Source organism: Cytobacillus spongiae (genome assembly GCF_021390075.1).
In genome coordinates this window covers 1-19,230 of sequence record NZ_CP089997.1, presented here as the reverse complement: position 1 = coordinate 19,230, position 19,230 = coordinate 1, and the positions used below count along the sequence as shown (strand labels likewise).

10 protein-coding genes, 2 tRNA genes and 3 rRNA genes are annotated in these 19,230 nt (G+C 41.7%); 1 reads left to right on the top strand and 14 read right to left on the bottom strand.

Features of this window, described 5'->3' with window-relative positions:
- Positions 1-117 precede the first annotated feature (117 nt).
- Entirely contained in the window at positions 118-1,584 is a 1,467-nt protein-coding gene (gene guaB, locus LS684_RS00075; protein WP_233808924.1) for an IMP dehydrogenase, read from the bottom strand.
- Between the two features lie 113 nt (positions 1,585-1,697).
- Here guaB and LS684_RS00070 point away from each other — a divergent pair, with 113 nt between their 5' ends.
- Positions 1,698-2,651: a YaaC family protein gene (locus LS684_RS00070; RefSeq protein WP_233808923.1), complete on the top strand. Its 954-nt coding sequence runs from the start codon at positions 1,698-1,700 to the stop codon at positions 2,649-2,651.
- Positions 2,652-3,001: 350 nt separating this feature from the next.
- Here LS684_RS00070 and rrf read toward each other — a convergent pair.
- The 13 genes from rrf to dnaA all read right to left on the bottom strand — a co-directional run bounded on the left by rrf (position 3,002) and on the right by dnaA (position 19,230).
- Positions 3,002-3,118, bottom strand: a 5S ribosomal RNA gene (gene rrf / locus LS684_RS00065).
- A gap of 138 nt (positions 3,119-3,256) precedes the next feature.
- Positions 3,257-6,189, bottom strand: a 23S ribosomal RNA gene (locus LS684_RS00060).
- 404 nt (positions 6,190-6,593) lie between these two features.
- Positions 6,594-6,669, bottom strand: a tRNA-Ala gene (locus tag LS684_RS00055).
- An 8-nt stretch (positions 6,670-6,677) separates the two neighbouring features.
- Positions 6,678-6,754, bottom strand: a tRNA-Ile gene (locus tag LS684_RS00050).
- Positions 6,755-6,843: 89 nt separating this feature from the next.
- A 16S ribosomal RNA gene (locus tag LS684_RS00045) occupies positions 6,844-8,394 on the bottom strand.
- The 16S, 23S and 5S rRNA genes sit together here with 2 tRNA genes alongside, the layout of an rRNA operon.
- Before the next feature lie 409 nt (positions 8,395-8,803).
- Positions 8,804-9,895 (bottom strand): HD-GYP domain-containing protein, encoded by a 1,092-nt coding sequence (locus LS684_RS00040; protein ID WP_233808922.1) that lies wholly within the window; start codon positions 9,893-9,895, stop codon positions 8,804-8,806.
- A gap of 98 nt (positions 9,896-9,993) precedes the next feature.
- Positions 9,994-12,492 (bottom strand): DNA gyrase subunit A, encoded by a 2,499-nt coding sequence (gyrA, locus tag LS684_RS00035; protein WP_233808921.1) that lies wholly within the window; start codon positions 12,490-12,492, stop codon positions 9,994-9,996.
- Positions 12,493-12,641: 149 nt separating this feature from the next.
- Positions 12,642-14,564: a DNA topoisomerase (ATP-hydrolyzing) subunit B gene (gene gyrB / locus LS684_RS00030; protein ID WP_233811725.1), complete on the bottom strand. Its 1,923-nt coding sequence runs from the start codon at positions 14,562-14,564 to the stop codon at positions 12,642-12,644.
- A gap of 138 nt (positions 14,565-14,702) precedes the next feature.
- Entirely contained in the window at positions 14,703-14,951 is a 249-nt protein-coding gene (gene remB, locus LS684_RS00025) for an extracellular matrix regulator RemB (protein WP_233808920.1), read from the bottom strand.
- A 9-nt stretch (positions 14,952-14,960) separates the two neighbouring features.
- Positions 14,961-16,079, bottom strand: coding sequence for a DNA replication/repair protein RecF (gene recF, locus LS684_RS00020; RefSeq protein WP_233808919.1), 1,119 nt, complete (start codon positions 16,077-16,079; stop codon positions 14,961-14,963).
- Between the two features lie 20 nt (positions 16,080-16,099).
- Positions 16,100-16,315, bottom strand: a complete 216-nt coding sequence (yaaA, locus tag LS684_RS00015) for a S4 domain-containing protein YaaA (RefSeq protein WP_233808918.1) — start codon at positions 16,313-16,315, stop codon at positions 16,100-16,102.
- Positions 16,316-16,562: 247 nt separating this feature from the next.
- Positions 16,563-17,699 carry a DNA polymerase III subunit beta gene (gene dnaN, locus LS684_RS00010; RefSeq protein ID WP_233808916.1) on the bottom strand — a complete coding sequence of 379 codons (1,137 nt, stop codon included), beginning with the start codon at positions 17,697-17,699 and terminating at the stop codon, positions 16,563-16,565.
- Positions 17,700-17,883: 184 nt separating this feature from the next.
- Positions 17,884-19,230 (bottom strand): chromosomal replication initiator protein DnaA, encoded by a 1,347-nt coding sequence (dnaA, locus tag LS684_RS00005; protein ID WP_233808914.1) that lies wholly within the window; start codon positions 19,228-19,230, stop codon positions 17,884-17,886.

Here is a 19,230-nt window from a genome sequence, read left to right as displayed (position 1 = left end):
TTTTACAAATTCATTATATTAATAGACTCTTTATTAAGCAGGAAAAATGGCCTTATTTAGCTTTCCGTACCAACAACGAAAAAAGCTGGCAACCGAGATGGTTAACCAGCTTTTCTATTATGAAAGGGAGTAGTTTGGCGCCTCTTTTGTAATTTGTACATCATGTGGATGGCTCTCACGTAAGCCTGCACCTGTCATGCGAATAAATTGAGCATTCTCTCTAAGCTCATTAAGATCCTTTGTTCCACAATAGCCCATTCCTGATTTTAATCCACCAATCAGCTGATAGATGGTATCGGATAGTGGACCTTTGTAAGGGATGCGTCCTTCAATTCCCTCTGGTACAAACTTTTTATTATCTTCTTGGAAGTAACGATCTTTAGATCCTTTTTCCATCGCTCCAACTGAACCCATTCCCCGGTAAACCTTAAATCTTCTTCCTTGGAAAATTTCTGTTTCTCCTGGGCTCTCTGACACACCAGCAAGAAGGCTTCCAAGCATAACGGCGTGACCTCCTGCTGCTAGAGCTTTAACGATATCACCAGAGTACTTAATCCCGCCATCTGCAATTATTGCTTTACCATACTTCTTTGCTTCAGTAGCGCAGTCATAGACAGCTGTAATTTGTGGTACACCTACACCTGCTACTACACGAGTCGTACAAATCGAACCAGGTCCAATTCCTACTTTAACAATATCAGCACCAGCTTCAATTAAGTCTCTCGTAGCTTCAGCTGTAGCCACATTACCAGCAATAATATTCAAGTGAGGGTATGCCTCTCTAATCTCTCTTACTGTATCTAAAACACCCTTAGAATGACCATGAGCTGTATCAACCACTATTACATCTGCATTTGCTTTTACGAGCATTTCTACTCGCTTCATCGTGTCGGTAGTTACACCAACTGCTGCACCAACTAATAATCTTCCTTTAGCATCTTTAGCTGAATTCGGAAACTCAATTACTTTTTCTATATCCTTAATTGTAATTAAGCCCTTTAATACTCCTTCTTGATCTACAAGCGGTAATTTTTCAATTTTATACTTTTGAAGAATGCTTTCAGCCTCTTCTAATGTAGTTCCGACTGGGGCAGTTACAAGATTTTCTTTTGTCATTACATCTGAAATCTTAATGGAATAATCTTGAATGAAACGAAGGTCTCGATTTGTAAGAATCCCCACAAGCTTTTGAGAATCTTCATCACTAACAATAGGAACACCTGATATTCTATATTTGCCCATTAAGTGTTCAGCATCGAAAACTTGATGATCTGGCGTTAGGGAAAATGGGTCTGAGATAACTCCACTTTCTGAGCGCTTCACCTTGTCCACTTGATCTGCTTGTTGTTCAATGGACATATTTTTATGGATAATTCCTATTCCACCTTGACGCGCAATTGAAATCGCCATTTCTGCTTCTGTTACCGTATCCATTCCAGCACTAATAACTGGTATATTGAGCTTTAAACTATCTGTTAATTCAACCTTTAAACTAACATCTCTAGGAAGCACCTCAGATTTAGCTGGAACTAAAAGCACGTCATCAAATGTTAAACCTTCTTTTTCAAACTTATTTTCCCACATCAATTTGACCCCCTACACTCAAAAATATTATTAGTAGGTTATCAATTGGACATAATACTGTCAAGAAGAGTTTAATATGTTAGATTTTTCTAAATTTTCGGAGGTTTAATATTGTGGAATTTTCTTATAGAGGATGGGAATCTTATAGTTATTTTTTTTCAGCAGATATCTCTCAAAATTATCTAAATACATGCTATCAAAAACAACATTTGGAACAATCTGAACAAAAAAGTTATGAAAACTGCTATCCCTTTATTTACTACATTGAACATGGTCAAATTTATTATGAACAAGCAAAACATTCTCCGATTACGATTAAACCAATCCTAATTTTTTATGGATTAGTTCACTTAGTAAAGGCTTGTATATTAACAATTGATCCAAACTATCCTGAGACAACATCAGTTCTTGCCCATGGTGTATCAACGAGGAAACGAAAAAAACAACAGTATCAATTTTTACATGATGAAGTCAAAATACAAAAGAGTGGTCTCTTTCCATTTATGGCAGAAAAAATGTTTCATATGAATCATTTAGAAGGAACCAAATTTTCAATGGAACAGTTATTAGAACATATACCAGAGCTCGGTTCTTTAAATGAACGAATATTTGGGAGATGTGTCTTTGAAAAAATTCGACTGAAGGATGGACGTTTTCAATTCCCTCCATCGATTCTCGACTTGTATCATATGACAGAAAATCGCTTTATTGAGTATTATCAAACAAAAAGTCGCACCCCCGTCCTTGAATCGATTAGTAATGAAGATGGAGTCTATCTGGAGTTAGTAACTGGATTATCTAACTTAATTCCTTTGAAATACCATTTAAAAGAACAAGAATTTGTATTTCCTTTATCTAAGAACGAACTACTTGGTTTTCATGAGCTTCTTATTCATTATCTGTTACTTTATAACTTAAGTATGATTGCTAGATATGAGACTGAATGGTGGAGTGAACTTATAAAAATGATGCATAATCAAGACTACCCCTTTATTCAATCGTTCTTAAATGTAACGATCGAGAAGGGTCCATTTTTTATTTATGAATTTCTGATGGAGAGGAATTAGAGGCTCAGGTGTGTTTAAAGTTGAGTGGAGCGAATTCTGTCGTTCATTTCCCATGAGGAAGATTAGATAGGATTGACGTGTGAGGCCATCGGTTTGAATGTTACAACTTGGAGCGACACATTTTTTGAGCTTTCGCTCTTATTTGAGCTATTCACTCATTAACTAGCCGGTGTCACTCGCTTTTTGAGGATACCCATTCCTATTCAACAAGGGTTTGCTCCAGTTTCACATATACTCGCCCAGTAGAGGCCTCCTACCGCTCGTTATGGGGCGTTCTATCGACGAATGACCTCATTCATTATTTGATTCTTAACACGAAAAAAGCAGCTCAGATTGAGCTGCTTTTTGTTGCCTGGCGACGTCCTACTCTCACAAGGGGACAGCCCCTAACTACCATCGGCGCTGAGAAACTTAACTTCCGTGTTCGGCATGGGAACGGGTGTGACCTTCTCGCCTTCATCACCAGACTATTTTAATTTGAGGTTTGTTCCCTCAAAACTAGATAATGTATAGAAGAAAGAATTACGGTAATGCCATTGAATTGACTAGTCCAGCTACGGCTCCTACCTTCTATCGAAGTTGTACAGTCGCCTTCGCTTTCTTATTTGGTTAAGTCCTCGATCGATTAGTATCAGTCAGCTCCACATGTCACCATGCTTCCACCTCTGACCTATCAACCTGATCATCTTTCAGGGATCTTACTAGCTTGCGCTATGGGAAATCTCATCTTGAGGGGGGCTTCATGCTTAGATGCTTTCAGCACTTATCCCTTCCGCACATAGCTACCCAGCGATGCCTTTGGCAAGACAACTGGTACACCAGCGGTGCGTCCATCCCGGTCCTCTCGTACTAAGGACAGCTCCTCTCAAATTTCCTACGCCCACGACGGATAGGGACCGAACTGTCTCACGACGTTCTGAACCCAGCTCGCGTACCGCTTTAATGGGCGAACAGCCCAACCCTTGGGACCGACTACAGCCCCAGGATGCGATGAGCCGACATCGAGGTGCCAAACCTCCCCGTCGATGTGGACTCTTGGGGGAGATAAGCCTGTTATCCCCGGGGTAGCTTTTATCCGTTGAGCGATGGCCCTTCCATGCGGAACCACCGGATCACTAAGCCCGACTTTCGTCCCTGCTCGACTTGTAGGTCTCGCAGTCAAGCTCCCTTGTGCCTTTACACTCTACGAATGATTTCCAACCATTCTGAGGGAACCTTTGGGCGCCTCCGTTACTCTTTAGGAGGCGACCGCCCCAGTCAAACTGCCCACCTGACACTGTCTCCCGCCCCGATCAGGGGCGTGGGTTAGAATTTCAATACAGCCAGGGTAGTATCCCACCAATGCCTCCACCGAAGCTGGCGCTCCGGCTTCCAAGGCTCCTACCTATCCTGTACAAGCTGTACCAAAATTCAATATCAGGCTACAGTAAAGCTCCACGGGGTCTTTCCGTCCTGTCGCGGGTAACCTGCATCTTCACAGGTACTATAATTTCACCGAGTCTCTCGTTGAGACAGTGCCCAGATCGTTACGCCTTTCGTGCGGGTCGGAACTTACCCGACAAGGAATTTCGCTACCTTAGGACCGTTATAGTTACGGCCGCCGTTTACTGGGGCTTCGATTCAGAGCTTCGCTTACGCTAACCCCTCCTCTTAACCTTCCAGCACCGGGCAGGCGTCAGCCCCTATACTTCGCCTTGCGGCTTTGCAGAGACCTGTGTTTTTGCTAAACAGTCGCCTGGGCCTATTCACTGCGGCTTTTCAGGGCTATTCACCCTAAAAAGCACCCCTTCTCCCGAAGTTACGGGGTCATTTTGCCGAGTTCCTTAACGAGAGTTCTCTCGCTCACCTTAGGATTCTCTCCTCGCCTACCTGTGTCGGTTTGCGGTACGGGCACCTTTTTCCTCGCTAGAGGCTTTTCTTGGCAGTGTGGAATCAGGAACTTCGGTACTTTATTTCCCTCGCCATCACAGCTCCGCCTTATGGTAACGGGATTTGCCTCGTTACCGGCCTAACTGCTTGGACGCGCATATCCAACAGCGCGCTTACCCTATCCTCCTGCGTCCCCCCATTGCTCAAACGGAAAAGAGGTGGTACAGGAATATCAACCTGTTGTCCATCGCCTACGCTTTTCAGCCTCGGCTTAGGTCCCGACTAACCCTGAGCGGACGAGCCTTCCTCAGGAAACCTTAGGCATTCGGTGGATGGGATTCTCACCCATCTTTCGCTACTCATACCGGCATTCTCACTTCTAAGCGCTCCACCAGTCCTTGCGGTCTAGCTTCAACGCCCTTAGAACGCTCTCCTACCACTGACATCGTAGATGTCAATCCACAGCTTCGGTGATACGTTTAGCCCCGGTACATTTTCGGCGCGGAGTCACTCGACCAGTGAGCTATTACGCACTCTTTAAATGGTGGCTGCTTCTAAGCCAACATCCTGGTTGTCTAAGCAACTCCACATCCTTTTCCACTTAACGTATACTTTGGGACCTTAGCTGGTGGTCTGGGCTGTTTCCCTTTCGACTACGGATCTTATCACTCGCAGTCTGACTCCCATGGATAAGTCTTTGGCATTCGGAGTTTATCTGAATTCGGTAACCCGATGGGGGCCCCTAGTCCAAACAGTGCTCTACCTCCAAGACTCTTACTACATGAGGCTAGCCCTAAAGCTATTTCGGAGAGAACCAGCTATCTCCAAGTTCGATTGGAATTTCTCCGCTACCCACACCTCATCCCCGCACTTTTCAACGTGCGTGGGTTCGGGCCTCCATCCAGTGTTACCTGGACTTCACCCTGGACATGGGTAGATCACCTGGTTTCGGGTCTACGACCACATACTCATTCGCCCTATTCAGACTCGCTTTCGCTACGGCTCCGTCTATCCAACTTAACCTTGCATGTAATCGTAACTCGCCGGTTCATTCTACAAAAGGCACGCTATCACCCATTAACGGGCTCTAACTACTTGTAGGCACACGGTTTCAGGATCTTTTTCACTCCCCTTCCGGGGTGCTTTTCACCTTTCCCTCACGGTACTGGTTCACTATCGGTCACTAGGGAGTATTTAGCCTTGGGAGATGGTCCTCCCAGCTTCCGACGGGATTTCACGTGTCCCGCCGTACTCAGGATCCACTCAAGAGGGAACGAAGTTTCAACTACAGGGTTGTTACCTTCTCTGACCAGCCTTTCCAGGCTTGTTCGTTTACTCCGTTCCTTTGTAACTCCGTATAGAGTGTCCTACAACCCCAAGAGGCAAGCCTCTTGGTTTGGGCTAATCCCGTTTCGCTCGCCGCTACTCAGGGAATCGCATTTGCTTTCTCTTCCTCCGGGTACTTAGATGTTTCAGTTCCCCGGGTCTGCCTTCCATATCCTATGTATTCAGATAAGGATTCCATCCCATTACGGATAGAGGGTTTCCCCATTCGGAAATCTCCGGATCAAAGCTTACTTACAGCTCCCCGAAGCATATCGGTGTTAGTACCGTCCTTCATCGGCTCCTAGTGCCAAGGCATTCACCGTGCGCCCTTTCTAACTTAACCTATAAGCTTTCAATACACATCGCATCTCTTCGTCAGCTTCCTTCGCTCCGCTCCTCATGTACGTAAGTACATTCCGGTGCTCACTCAGTTGCTTCCTCGACCTGCTCGTGTCTTGAAACCTTCTAATTTCTTGTTTAGAGAAAATCTTAAGATTGGCGATTACTCGGTAATTCTTTATTGTCTAGCTTCGGCTCCTAACTTCTCGGTCGTTTCGATCCGCCCTCACAAATCCAAAAACAGGATTTGCATGGTCAGCTCTCCGACGGACAGGGCGTCCTAGTGTCGACGTTGCCACAGGATGTGGCGCTTTTAGTCGACCAACGTCTGTCGAAGTTGAACAGTCGCCTACGCCTTTCAATTTGGTTTCTTCTATATTTCATTATCTAGTTTTCAAGGAACAAGTTTGGTGGAGCCTAGCGGGATCGAACCGCTGACCTCCTGCGTGCAAGGCAGGCGCTCTCCCAGCTGAGCTAAGGCCCCGTTATGAATGGTGGGCCTAAATGGACTCGAACCATCGACCTCACGCTTATCAGGCGTGCGCTCTAACCAGCTGAGCTATAGGCCCACATAACAGAATATTTCTATTAAATTGAAAGATTGCTCTCTCAAAACTAAACGAACCATAAGCGTCAACTTTCATGTAAATATCCTTAGAAAGGAGGTGATCCAGCCGCACCTTCCGATACGGCTACCTTGTTACGACTTCACCCCAATCATCTGTCCCACCTTAGGCGGCTGGCTCCAAAAGGTTACCCCACCGACTTCGGGTGTTACAAACTCTCGTGGTGTGACGGGCGGTGTGTACAAGGCCCGGGAACGTATTCACCGCGGCATGCTGATCCGCGATTACTAGCGATTCCGGCTTCATGCAGGCGAGTTGCAGCCTGCAATCCGAACTGAGAATGGTTTTATGGGATTGGCTAAACCTCGCGGTCTTGCAGCCCTTTGTACCATCCATTGTAGCACGTGTGTAGCCCAGGTCATAAGGGGCATGATGATTTGACGTCATCCCCACCTTCCTCCGGTTTGTCACCGGCAGTCACCTTAGAGTGCCCAACTGAATGCTGGCAACTAAGATCAAGGGTTGCGCTCGTTGCGGGACTTAACCCAACATCTCACGACACGAGCTGACGACAACCATGCACCACCTGTCATCCTGTCCCCCGAAGGGGAACGCCCTATCTCTAGGGTTGTCAGGAGATGTCAAGACCTGGTAAGGTTCTTCGCGTTGCTTCGAATTAAACCACATGCTCCACCGCTTGTGCGGGCCCCCGTCAATTCCTTTGAGTTTCAGTCTTGCGACCGTACTCCCCAGGCGGAGTGCTTAATGCGTTAGCTGCAGCACTAAAGGGCGGAAACCCTCTAACACTTAGCACTCATCGTTTACGGCGTGGACTACCAGGGTATCTAATCCTGTTCGCTCCCCACGCTTTCGCGCCTCAGCGTCAGTTACAGACCAGAGAGTCGCCTTCGCCACTGGTGTTCCTCCACATCTCTACGCATTTCACCGCTACACGTGGAATTCCACTCTCCTCTTCTGCACTCAAGTTCCCCAGTTTCCAATGACCCTCCACGGTTGAGCCGTGGGCTTTCACATCAGACTTAAGGAACCGCCTGCGCGCGCTTTACGCCCAATAATTCCGGACAACGCTTGCCACCTACGTATTACCGCGGCTGCTGGCACGTAGTTAGCCGTGGCTTTCTGGTTAGGTACCGTCAAGGTACCGCCCTATTCGAACGGTACTTGTTCTTCCCTAACAACAGAGTTTTACGATCCGAAAACCTTCATCACTCACGCGGCGTTGCTCCGTCAGACTTTCGTCCATTGCGGAAGATTCCCTACTGCTGCCTCCCGTAGGAGTCTGGGCCGTGTCTCAGTCCCAGTGTGGCCGATCACCCTCTCAGGTCGGCTACGCATCGTTGCCTTGGTGAGCCGTTACCTCACCAACTAGCTAATGCGCCGCGGGCCCATCTATAAGTGATAGCCGAAGCCATCTTTCAGAATCCTAACATGTGTTAGGAGCCATTATCCGGTATTAGCCCCGGTTTCCCGGAGTTATCCCAGTCTTATAGGCAGGTTGCCCACGTGTTACTCACCCGTCCGCCGCTAATCTTTAAAAGCAAGCTTTTAAAGATTCGCTCGACTTGCATGTATTAGGCACGCCGCCAGCGTTCGTCCTGAGCCAGGATCAAACTCTCCATAAAAGAGTATTGATTAGCTCAATAGTTAAAACAAATTTAAAACGTTGACGTTATGGTTCGTTTAGTTTTCAAAGAACAATCATCGTCGCCGAGAAGCGACCTTATTAATATATCATAATACTTCTTTTTGTGTCAACACTTTTTTAGAAAGTGTTTTTAAAGTATTTGAATCAGAGGCATCATTTCCTGCTGACTTGAATTATTCTATCAGTCATCCTCTCGATTTGCAACCCTTTTTTATCTTAAAATAATATTTTTCTAACTGAAAAGGATCTATTCTCATTTTAAATTGATACTAGACGACTAATTCTCTTTCTAATGGGCTTTCCAATCTAAAAAAGCAATCTTCTAAACTTCTTACTTAAACTTCATTTTATTCTTCAAATAAAAAGTAGACAGGATTCTTATCTGTCTACTTAATCACTTCTTCTATATAAAGCTGGCGGTTTTTCTCTAGGGCGATGATTTGTTCAGAATCGATTAGTTTTACAAGTGGTCTTGTTGGTGACTTCTCGTCAACAAACATAATTTCGGCTGTATCACCATTGGAGAGTTTTACTCTTGTACCAATCGAGAAATTAATGAATCCTGAAGCTAATGCTTGAATGGATGCAATATCGAATTTACCAAATTGCTCTTGTGCCATCATTTCTAGCACTTTAAATGGAGACTGCTTTTTGCGATACAATCTTTCGGATGTCATGGCATGAAATGTGTCAGCTACTCCAATAATCTTAGCAAACGGGTGGATCTTTTCTCCTTTTTCTCTTAATGGGTAACCGCTGCCATCAAGTCGCTCATGATGCTGGAATATACTTACCTTTGTTACATCCCTTAATAAAGGTATATTTTGAATCATGCGGTATCCATATGTTGGATGGTATTTAATTTCATTATATTCATCCATGGTAAGGGAGGATTGTTTGGTTAGGATAGATGTTTTAACTTTTGCCATTCCACAATCAGCTAAACATCCAGCTAACGCTACTTGAAGCATATCCCCTTGATTATAATTTAATTTTTTCGCAATAAACCCGCATAGAATCCCAACAGCTAATGAATGTTGATATAGGTAGTCCTCTTTAGTAGAAAGGTGATGTAAGTGAAAGATATCCGCAGGGTTCTCTTGGGAACTTTCAAGAAGCGGAAGTAAAATGGATCTGATTTTTGATATATCCACCGGTAATCCTGATTGCCAGCCTGTAAATTCTTTTTTATAATCTCGAACAGCCATAAGAAATTTGCTAGTGAAATTTAGTTCTTCATCTTGACGAGTTTCTTCAAGACTAGAATCTACTTCCTCTAGAATATCTTGCGGCACAAACAACTCACCAGTTACGAGTGTTTTCTCAATACTAACTTCTTTTATTAAAAATGCAGCTAGTATTTCTAAGTGCTCTTTCCCAATAATCGTTTTTTTTGGCAAGATTGGGCGATTTGTTAAACCAAAAATGTCCTCTGTTACGATACAACCTTGTATTAGTTCTTTACTATTTACACGCACTAAAACCACCTCAACATAATAAGTCCTAGGTCAATTCTACTGCATAATATAGAAAAAAAGGAGTACAAAAACATTTTTGCACTCCTTTTTTATCAAATTTATTCTTCAGTTGGTTCAGAAAGAACATCTTCTTGAAGATCTAGTTCTGATTCTTGTGGTTCATCTTCTTTCTCAACCTTCGCTACAGTAGCAACGTATTCATTTTCACTTTCATCAAGACGGATTAGACGTACTCCTTGAGTATTTCGTCCCATCGTAGAGATATCATTAACCGCCATTCGAATTAATACCCCACCTGTTGTGATTAGCATGAGATCCTCGTCACCTGTAACGACTTTCATTGAGACAAGACTGCCGTTCTTTTCTGTGATATTGCAGGTTTTTATCCCTTTTCCGCCCCTACCTTGAATTCGATATTCTTCAGCAGGTGTACGTTTTCCATAGCCATTTTTCGTAACTATGAGGATTTCACTTTCCTCCTCAAGTACTTCCATTCCCACAACAGTATCTTCGGAATCAATGGTAATTCCTTTCACACCTGTTGCTGTACGGCCCATCGAACGGACATCTGTCTCTGGGAAGCGAATGAGCATTCCATTTTGCGTTCCAATAATTATTTCCTTAGATCCGTCTGTTAGACGTACGGAGATTAACTCGTCATCTTCTCTCAGATTTAGAGCGATCAGACCGTTATTACGAATGTTTGCAAAGGAAGATAACGGTGAACGTTTGGATACACCTTGCTTGGTTGTAAAGAATAAGAACCAATCGTCTACAAACTCGCTCACAGGAATGATTGCATTTACCCATTCACCTTTTTCAACCTCTAACAGGTTAATAATAGGAATCCCTTTAGCTGTTCGGCTATACTCTGGAATTTCATACCCTTTAGAGCGGTATACTTTTCCTTTGTTTGTAAAGAAAAGGATCGTGTCATGTGTTGAGGTTGTAATCAGGTGCTCAACAAAATCGTCCTCATTTGTTCCCATCCCCTGTACCCCACGTCCTCCACGCTTTTGCGCACGGTAAGTGGAAACAGGTAGACGCTTAACATATCCGTTATGTGTAAGCGTCAATACGATATTTTCTCTAGGAATTAAGTCTTCATCTTCAATTTGTTCAATCCCGCCAGCAACAATTTCCGTACGACGAGTGTCATTGAAGCGCTCCTTAATTTCCATTAACTCTTCACGAATGATTTCAAGAACTTTTTCTTCATCAGCTAGAATTGCCTTTAAATCTGCAATAAGCGTCATTAATCCTTGATATTCATCTTCAATCTTTTCTCTTTCTAATCCTGTTAACCGTTGCAGACGCATATCTAAGATCGCTTGCGCTTGCTTTTCAGAAAGATTGAAATTGGTCATTAATCCTTCTCTCGCAATATCAGTTGTTTGAGAGCTTCTAATTAAACTAATGACTTCATCAAGGTGATCCAAAGCAATTCGTAAGCCTTCTAAAATATGTGCTCGAGCTTCTGCTTTACGGAGCTCAAACTCGGTTCGACGTCGAATAACTACTTTTTGGTGATCTAAGTAATTTGTTAAACATTGCTTTAAATTCAGTACCTTCGGCTGTCCGTCAACTAAAGCTAAAAGATTAATACCAAAGCTTGTCTGTAGAGCCGTTTGTTTATATAAGTTATTTAAGAGAACATTTGCATTTGCGTCTTTACGCACTTCAATGACAACACGCATTCCGTTACGGTCAGACTCATCACGCAAATCCGAAATGCCGTCAATCTTCTTATCCCGAACAAGATCTGCAATTTTTTCAATAAGCTTTGCCTTATTCACTTGATAAGGAAGTTCATGAACAATAATGACTTCCTTCCCATTTGCTTTTTCTTCGATTTCAACTTTCGCACGTAACGTTATCGATCCGCGACCTGTTTCGTAGGCTTTACGAATTCCACTACGCCCTAAAATCATTCCAGCAGTTGGGAAGTCTGGCCCAGGGATAATGTCCATCAATTCCTGAATGGTCATTTCTGGGTCTTTACTTACAGCAAGCACCCCATCGATTACTTCTCCAAGCTGATGCGGTGGAATATTAGTAGCCATTCCAACTGCAATCCCTGATGTTCCGTTTACAAGTAGATTAGGAAAACGGGCCGGTAGAACAATCGGTTCTTTTTCTGCTCCATCATAGTTGTCCTGATAGTCAATTGTGTCTTTGTTGATATCACGCAAAAGCTCCATCGATATTTTCGACATACGTGCTTCGGTATAACGCATAGCAGCAGCCGCATCTCCATCAACAGAACCAAAGTTCCCATGACCGTCTACTAGCATATAACGGTAGTTAAAATCCTGAGCCATCCGAACCATAGTGTCATATACTGCAGAGTCACCATGTGGATGGTACTTCCCGATTACTTCACCTACGATACGAGCAGACTTTTTGTAAGGCTTATCAGAATGCATTCCTAAGTCATGCATTGCATATAAAATTCGGCGATGAACAGGCTTTAATCCATCACGAACATCAGGTAGTGCACGGGATACAATAACACTCATTGCGTAATCAAGGAATGATGAGCGCATTTCCTGGCTAATATTGATCTCTTTTACTTGAGAACTAGGCGTTTCAGCCATTGGCATGGAACCTCCTTCAGAGATACCTCGTAATCGTTTCAGTTAATCTGAATCACTATTTATTGAAATACTAGGTATGTTTATCATTCGTTTTTATCAAGGATAAAATGAAAAAGTAGGATAGAGGGAAACTATCTATCCTGATAAGCTTAAATATCTAAATTCTTTACATATTGGGCGTTTTCTTCGATGAATTGTCGACGTGGTTCTACTTTATCACCCATTAAGATTTCAAATGTTTCATCTGCTTCAATTGCATCTTCTAGGCTGACTTGCAGAAGTGTTCTTGTCGCAGGGTCAAGCGTTGTTTCCCAGAGCTGACCTGGATTCATCTCTCCTAGACCTTTATAGCGTTGAATTCCAGGCTTTGGTTGACTAGGTAGCTCGCCTAATATCCGTTCAAGCTCGCGGTCATTGTAAGCATATTCTATCCGCTTTCCTTGTTGAATCTTGTACAATGGTGGTTGTGCAATATAGATGTAACCCGCTTCGATAATTTGTCTCATATAGCGATAGAAAAACGTTAATAACAACGTTCTGATATGCGCTCCATCTACATCGGCATCGGTCATGATCACAATCTTATGGTAACGTGCTCTTGATATTTCGAAGTCTTCTCCGATTCCAGTTCCAATTGCCGTTATGATGGCACGAACCTCATTGTTTGATAAGATTTTATCTAGTCTAGCTTTTTCAACGTTTAAGATTTTCCCTTTGAGCGGTAAAATCGCTTGGAAATGACGATCTCTTCCTTGTTTTGCTGATCCACCGGCAGAGTCACCCTCTACTACATATATTTCACTGATGGAAGGGTCTTTCGATGAACAATCAGCTAGTTTTCCTGGTAGGCTAGAAATTTCTAATGCGCTTTTTCTTCGAGTTAGCTCACGAGCTTTTTTCGCCGCTAATCGAGCTCGAGCTGCCATAAGACCTTTCTCAACAATCTTCCTTCCAACCGTAGGATTTTCCAGCATAAATTTCTCTAAGTGTTCAGAGAAGATGGTGTCTGTTACTGCACGAGCTTCAGAGTTGCCTAGCTTGGTTTTCGTTTGCCCCTCAAATTGGGGATCTGGGTGTTTAATGGAGATGATCGCAGTTAAGCCTTCTCGAACGTCCTCACCAGATAGGTTGGCATCACTGTCTTTGAAAATCCCGTTTTTTCTAGCGTAGTCATTTATAACCCTTGTCAGCGCTGTTTTAAATCCAGACTCATGTGTTCCACCTTCATACGTATGAATATTGTTTGCAAATGAGTAAAGATTGCTTATATAGCCATCATTATATTGGAATGACACTTCGACGGATATTCCATCTCGTTCACCTTCGATAAAAATCGGCTCTTCATGCAGGACTTCTTTTGTTCTGTTTAAGTGCTCAACATATGACTTAATTCCACCTTCATAGTGGTATTCATTTCGCTTATCTTCTACACGCTTATCTTCAATCGTAATTTTAATTCCACGGTTTAAGAAAGCTAGCTCTCGAAGGCGGTTGGCTAATGTCTCAAAATCATACTCTAGTGTTTCCGTGAAAATTTCACCATCTGGTTTAAAGTGGATCGTTGTTCCTGTTCGATCCGTATCGCCGATGATTTCAAGCTCTCCACTAGGGGCACCTCGTTCAAAACGTTGGTAATGAATTTTCCCATCACGATGAACAAAAACCTCTAATTCTGTAGATAGAGCATTTACAACCGATGCACCTACTCCATGAAGTCCACCAGATACTTTGTAGCCTCCGCCGCCAAACTTACCTCCAGCATGGAGAACGGTCATGATGACTTCAACTGCAGGGCGTCCCATTTTTTCATGAATTCCAACAGGGATTCCTCGGCCATTATCAACAACGGTAATGCTATTGTCCGTCTCAATGTTTACATTGATTTCTGAACAATAACCGGCTAATGCTTCATCAATACTGTTATCAACAATCTCCCAAACTAAATGGTGAAGTCCCTTCGCACTTGTGGATCCAATGTACATTCCAGGACGCTTTCTTACAGCTTCTAACCCTTCTAAAACCTGTATCTGATTTTCATCATAGGATTGTCCTTGCACCGCATTTTGTTCCATTGCCACATCGATCACCTAACTTTCTATTTACACATCTATAATCTATATTTTTTTAATCTGTTTGATTTCGGTTGATTTCCGCATGATTACGAAACACACCGAGAGCATACAATCTAGTTCGAAACCGGTTTTCAATTGTTAAAATTCATGTACGGATAATCCCTGTGAGCGCTTCTTTAGCGTTCCCGAGGCTAAGGGGGAAAAGTATATTTTATCACAAGTTACAACAATTGATTTATAAGATCCCTTAGAAAGGTCTTCAACCAACGTACTTTGCCGCTCTAAAAATTCCTGAACATGCTCTGCTTGGCTTACACTCTCTTTATCTAGAATGACAATAATATCTCTAGATCGAACTAAAGTGTCTTCGCCCACATGAACATACATGCCCTCACCTCACTGGATTTTTGTCATTGTTCCGGTACTCACTTGAAATGTGGAAGCATCTTTTAATGTTTGATGATCGATTCCATCAACATTTGTCGTGGTTACAAAGGTCTGTACTCTACCTTGAATCGTATTTAAGAGATGGGATTGTCGATAATCATCAAGCTCAGAAAGAACATCATCAAGTAGCAAAATCGGATATTCGCCAATTTCCGAATGAATTAACTCGATCTCAGCAAGTTTCAGTGAAAGAGCTGTTGTTCTCTGCTGACCTTGAGATCCAAATGTCTGTACATCCCGGTCATTCACATAAAATACGAGGTCATCTCGGTGAGGTCCAAACATCGTAACCCCCCGCTCTATTTCACGCTTTTTTATTTTACCAAATTTCTCCTCGTAAATTGTTATCATTTTCGACAAATCCTGATCTTCTAATACGTCTACTGAAGGTTTATACTCAATTCTTAAGTTTTCTAACCCGCGTGAAATCCCTTCATGAATCGGTTTCGCCCATTCTTGTAGTAGGTGTAGAAATTCATACCTTTTTGCAATAATTTTAACAGCCGTCTCAATAAACTGCTCGGTTAATATGTCTAGCATCGTCAAATCTGTTTGTTTTTTTGTTTGTAAAAGTTTTAAGTAATGATTCCGCTGCTGTAATATTTTCTGATATTGCCCCATATCGTGTAAATATACAGGGGAAACCTGACCAATTTCCATATCAATAAAACGGCGCCTAACTTGAGGGCTCCCTTTTACGAGATGGAGATCTTCAGGCGCGAACATGACTACATTTAAATTTCCGACATATTGGCTAAGTCGTTGCTGTTCTATGTGATTACATTTAGCTTTTTTCCCTTTTTTTGAAATCACTAATTGCAAAGGGAGTGAACCGTGTTGTTTTTCAACTCTACCTTCTATTTTAGCATATTCTTCGTCCCAGCGAATAAGATCTTTATCATTTGACGTTCGATGTGATTTAGCCATCGCAAGAACATAAATAGACTCCATTACATTTGTTTTTCCTTGCGCATTTTCCCCAAGAATGACATTGACTTTATTTTCAAACTCTATATCTAACTGTTCATAGTTTCGGTAGCTTCTCAATTTTAATTGCTCAATATACATTAACGCGACATCCTTTTTAGCTAACCCTTAATGATAAACCGTCCAAAATCAGCAATTTCTACAATATCTCCATCTCGAAGCTTTCTTCCTCTGCGTTGATCCTGTTCTCCGTTGACGTAAACTTCATATTCGCTCAAAAACCATTTAGCCATTCCGCCTGATTGAATGATTTCAGCAATCTGTAGGAACTGCCCTAGTGTCATATACTCCGTTTCTAATTTTACTGTATTTTCCATTCTTTCACTCTTTCCGTTCTAAATTAGCAAGAAACCTTTACTAGTATCTATTCGTTTATTTTACTAAATAATCGAATCATACACAAAAATATATTCGAATTCCCTTTAATAATAACCTTTTATTTCCAATATATTCGAATTGGAATCGAAATCTTTTAGTTCACCGGCTCCTAACTTTACTAACACCAGCTTTTTTAGAAGTAAAAAAGAACCACCAGCTTTTTGGCAGTTCTTTTCAGAAGCAAAATTAATAAGTTCTTACAGGCAATATCAATTGTAGAATGGACTCATCATTCAGTGGGCGTATGACGAATGGCCTCATCGCACCTGTGAAATTTATAGCAATCTCAGTGCCTTCTAATGCTTTCAAAGCATCCATCATGTATTTGGCACTAAACGAAATTTTCAAGTCTTCCCCTTCAATGGATTGGCTTTGCAGTTCTTCTACAACCTTCCCAATTTCGGGTGTATTCGAAGATATTTCAATCAGATTTCCTTCAATCGTAGAAAATTTAACAACATTATTTCTTCCCTCACGAGCAAGCAGCGAAGCTCGATCAATTGCTTGAAGGAATTCCTTTGTATTCACAACTACTTCTGTTTTATTTTCATTTGGTATTAATCGAGAGGTATCAGGATAATTCCCTTCTAATAGTCTTGAGAAGAATAGAAGGTGCTTTGCCTTAAATAGAACTTGATTTTCTGTAATAACAATATCAATAAGATCATGGTTATCATCCAGAATTTTGCTTAGCTCACTTAAGCTTTTCCCCGGAATTACTACATTGTAGTTTTCGTTATTCTCTGTTTCTACTTTTGCTTTTCGTAGAGCTAATCTATGACTATCTGTTGCAATACAGGTTAATTCGTTGTTTTCTACCTTCCAGTTTACACCTGTCAAGATAGGGCGTGTTTCTGAGGTGGACACTGCAAATACGGTTTGGCGAATTAACATTTTCAATAGATCTGTTGGGACTTTAAATATATTTTCTTCTTCAAGTTGAGGTAAATGTGGATATTCTTCAGCATCTAGCCCATTCAGATTGAATTCTGATTTACCTGAACGAATAACCGTTTGTAATTGATTGGAAACTTCCATTTCTACAGTGTCTGTCGGTAATTTCTTTACAATTTCACTAAAGAACTTAGCTTGTAGAACAATAGAGCCTGGCTGTTTAATTTCAACGATCATATTGTCATCTTCTTCTTTTGGAATGAATGATTCAATAGAGATGTCTGAATCACTTCCAGTTAAAGTAACTCCTTCATCGGTAGCTACAATTTTAATTCCAGTTAAGATTGGAATAGTTGTTCGGCTTGTGACAGCTTTCATGACATCTTGAACACTTTGAACTAGACGATCTCTTTGGATAGTAAACTGCATTTTTCATCCTCCAATTTAATCCTATTTTTAAAGGCGATTGAATATATATATTTTTTTAAAAAAATAGTAGAAGTAATAGTAGGGCCTGTTAGTATGTGGATAACTTAGCTCAATTAAAGGAAAGACAGTCTATCCACATGTGGACAGACTGTTAGTAAAGATAGAAAAGTTATTCACAGACCTCTTAAACTTTCAACAGGCCCATAATTTCTTTCAGCTGTTTTTGAAATTGAGCATCTGAGTGGATGAGCTTCGAAATTTTTTCGTGAGCATGAATTACTGTCGTATGGTCTCGTCCACCAAACTCTTCTCCAATTTTCGGTAAAGAGAAATCGGTAAGCTCTCTCGATAAATACATAGCAATTTGTCGAGGGAATGCGACAGACTTTGTTCGCTTCTTTGCTTTGAAATCTTCTAACTTAACATGAAAGTGCTCTCCTACAACCCGTTGAATTTCATGGATGGTGATCACTTTCGGCTTTGAACTTGGAATAATATCTTTTAAAGCTTCAGCCGCTAAATCGGCATTGATATCTTTATTAATTAAGGAGGAGTAGGCAACAACACGAATTAGTGCGCCCTCTAACTCACGAATATTCGAATCAATTTGATTAGCTATATAAAGCATCACTTCATTAGGGATATCTAGACCTTCAGCCTTTGCCTTTTTTCGTAAAATAGCAATCCTTGTTTCAAGATCTGGAGGTGTAATATCTGTAATTAGACCCCATTCAAAACGCGAGCGAAGACGGTCTTCTAAAGTAGGAATTTCTTTAGGTGGACGGTCACTTGAGATGACAATTTGCTTGCTTTCTTCATGAAGGGTATTAAACGTATGGAAAAATTCCTCTTGAGTTTGTTCTTTTCCAGCAAGAAACTGAATATCATCTATAAGAAGTACGTCTACATTTCGATATTTGTTTCGGAATTCGACGGTCTTGTTGTCACGAATGGAATTAATAAATTCATTTGTGAATTTTTCAGAAGAAAGATAAACCACTTTTGCAGCAGGGTTGTGGTCCATTACATAGTGACCAATTGCATGCATTAAGTGTGTTTTACCTAATCCAACTCCCCCATATATAAAAAGGGGATTGTAAGCTTTAGCTGGTGCTTCTGCAACAGCTAAAGAAGCTGCATGAGCAAAACGGTTACCTGATCCAATAACGAACGTATCAAATGTATATTTTGGGTTTAACATATTCAGCGGTAACTCTGTTTGATCATCAGCTTTGGCTACTTTCTTAGGTGGAACGGGTAAATCGATTTCTTCCTCGCTTTGGTTTTGCGGAATAATAAATTTTACGCCAAGCTCTTCCCCTGTTATCTCATATAAGATCCCAGAGATAAGTTGGGAATAACGTTCTTCTAGCCAGTCTCTAGCAAACTCATTGGGTGCTGTCACGATTAATGAATCACTTTGTAGAGTATGTGCTTTCGTAGATTTTAACCATGTATCAAAGCTAGGCTTGCTAATTTTTTTCTCTATATCGGCTAGAGCTTTATTCCACAGATCCGCAATATTCTCCAA

Excerpts from the sequence above, each read along its gene's own strand:
- guaB (WP_233808924.1), bottom strand. The coding sequence starts at position 1,584 with ATGTGGGAAAATAAGTTTGAAAAAGAAGGTTTAACATTTGATGACGTG.
- gyrA (WP_233808921.1), bottom strand. The coding sequence starts at position 12,492 with ATGGCTGAAACGCCTAGTTCTCAAGTAAAAGAGATCAATATTAGCCAG.
- gyrB (WP_233811725.1), bottom strand. The coding sequence starts at position 14,564 with ATGGAACAAAATGCGGTGCAAGGACAATCCTATGATGAAAATCAGATA.
- remB (WP_233808920.1), bottom strand. The coding sequence starts at position 14,951 with ATGTATGTTCATGTGGGCGAAGACACTTTAGTTCGATCTAGAGATATT.
- recF (WP_233808919.1), bottom strand. The coding sequence starts at position 16,079 with ATGTATATTGAGCAATTAAAATTGAGAAGCTACCGAAACTATGAACAG.
- yaaA (WP_233808918.1), bottom strand. The coding sequence starts at position 16,315 with ATGGAAAATACAGTAAAATTAGAAACGGAGTATATGACACTAGGGCAG.
- dnaN (WP_233808916.1), bottom strand. The coding sequence starts at position 17,699 with ATGCAGTTTACTATCCAAAGAGATCGTCTAGTTCAAAGTGTTCAAGAT.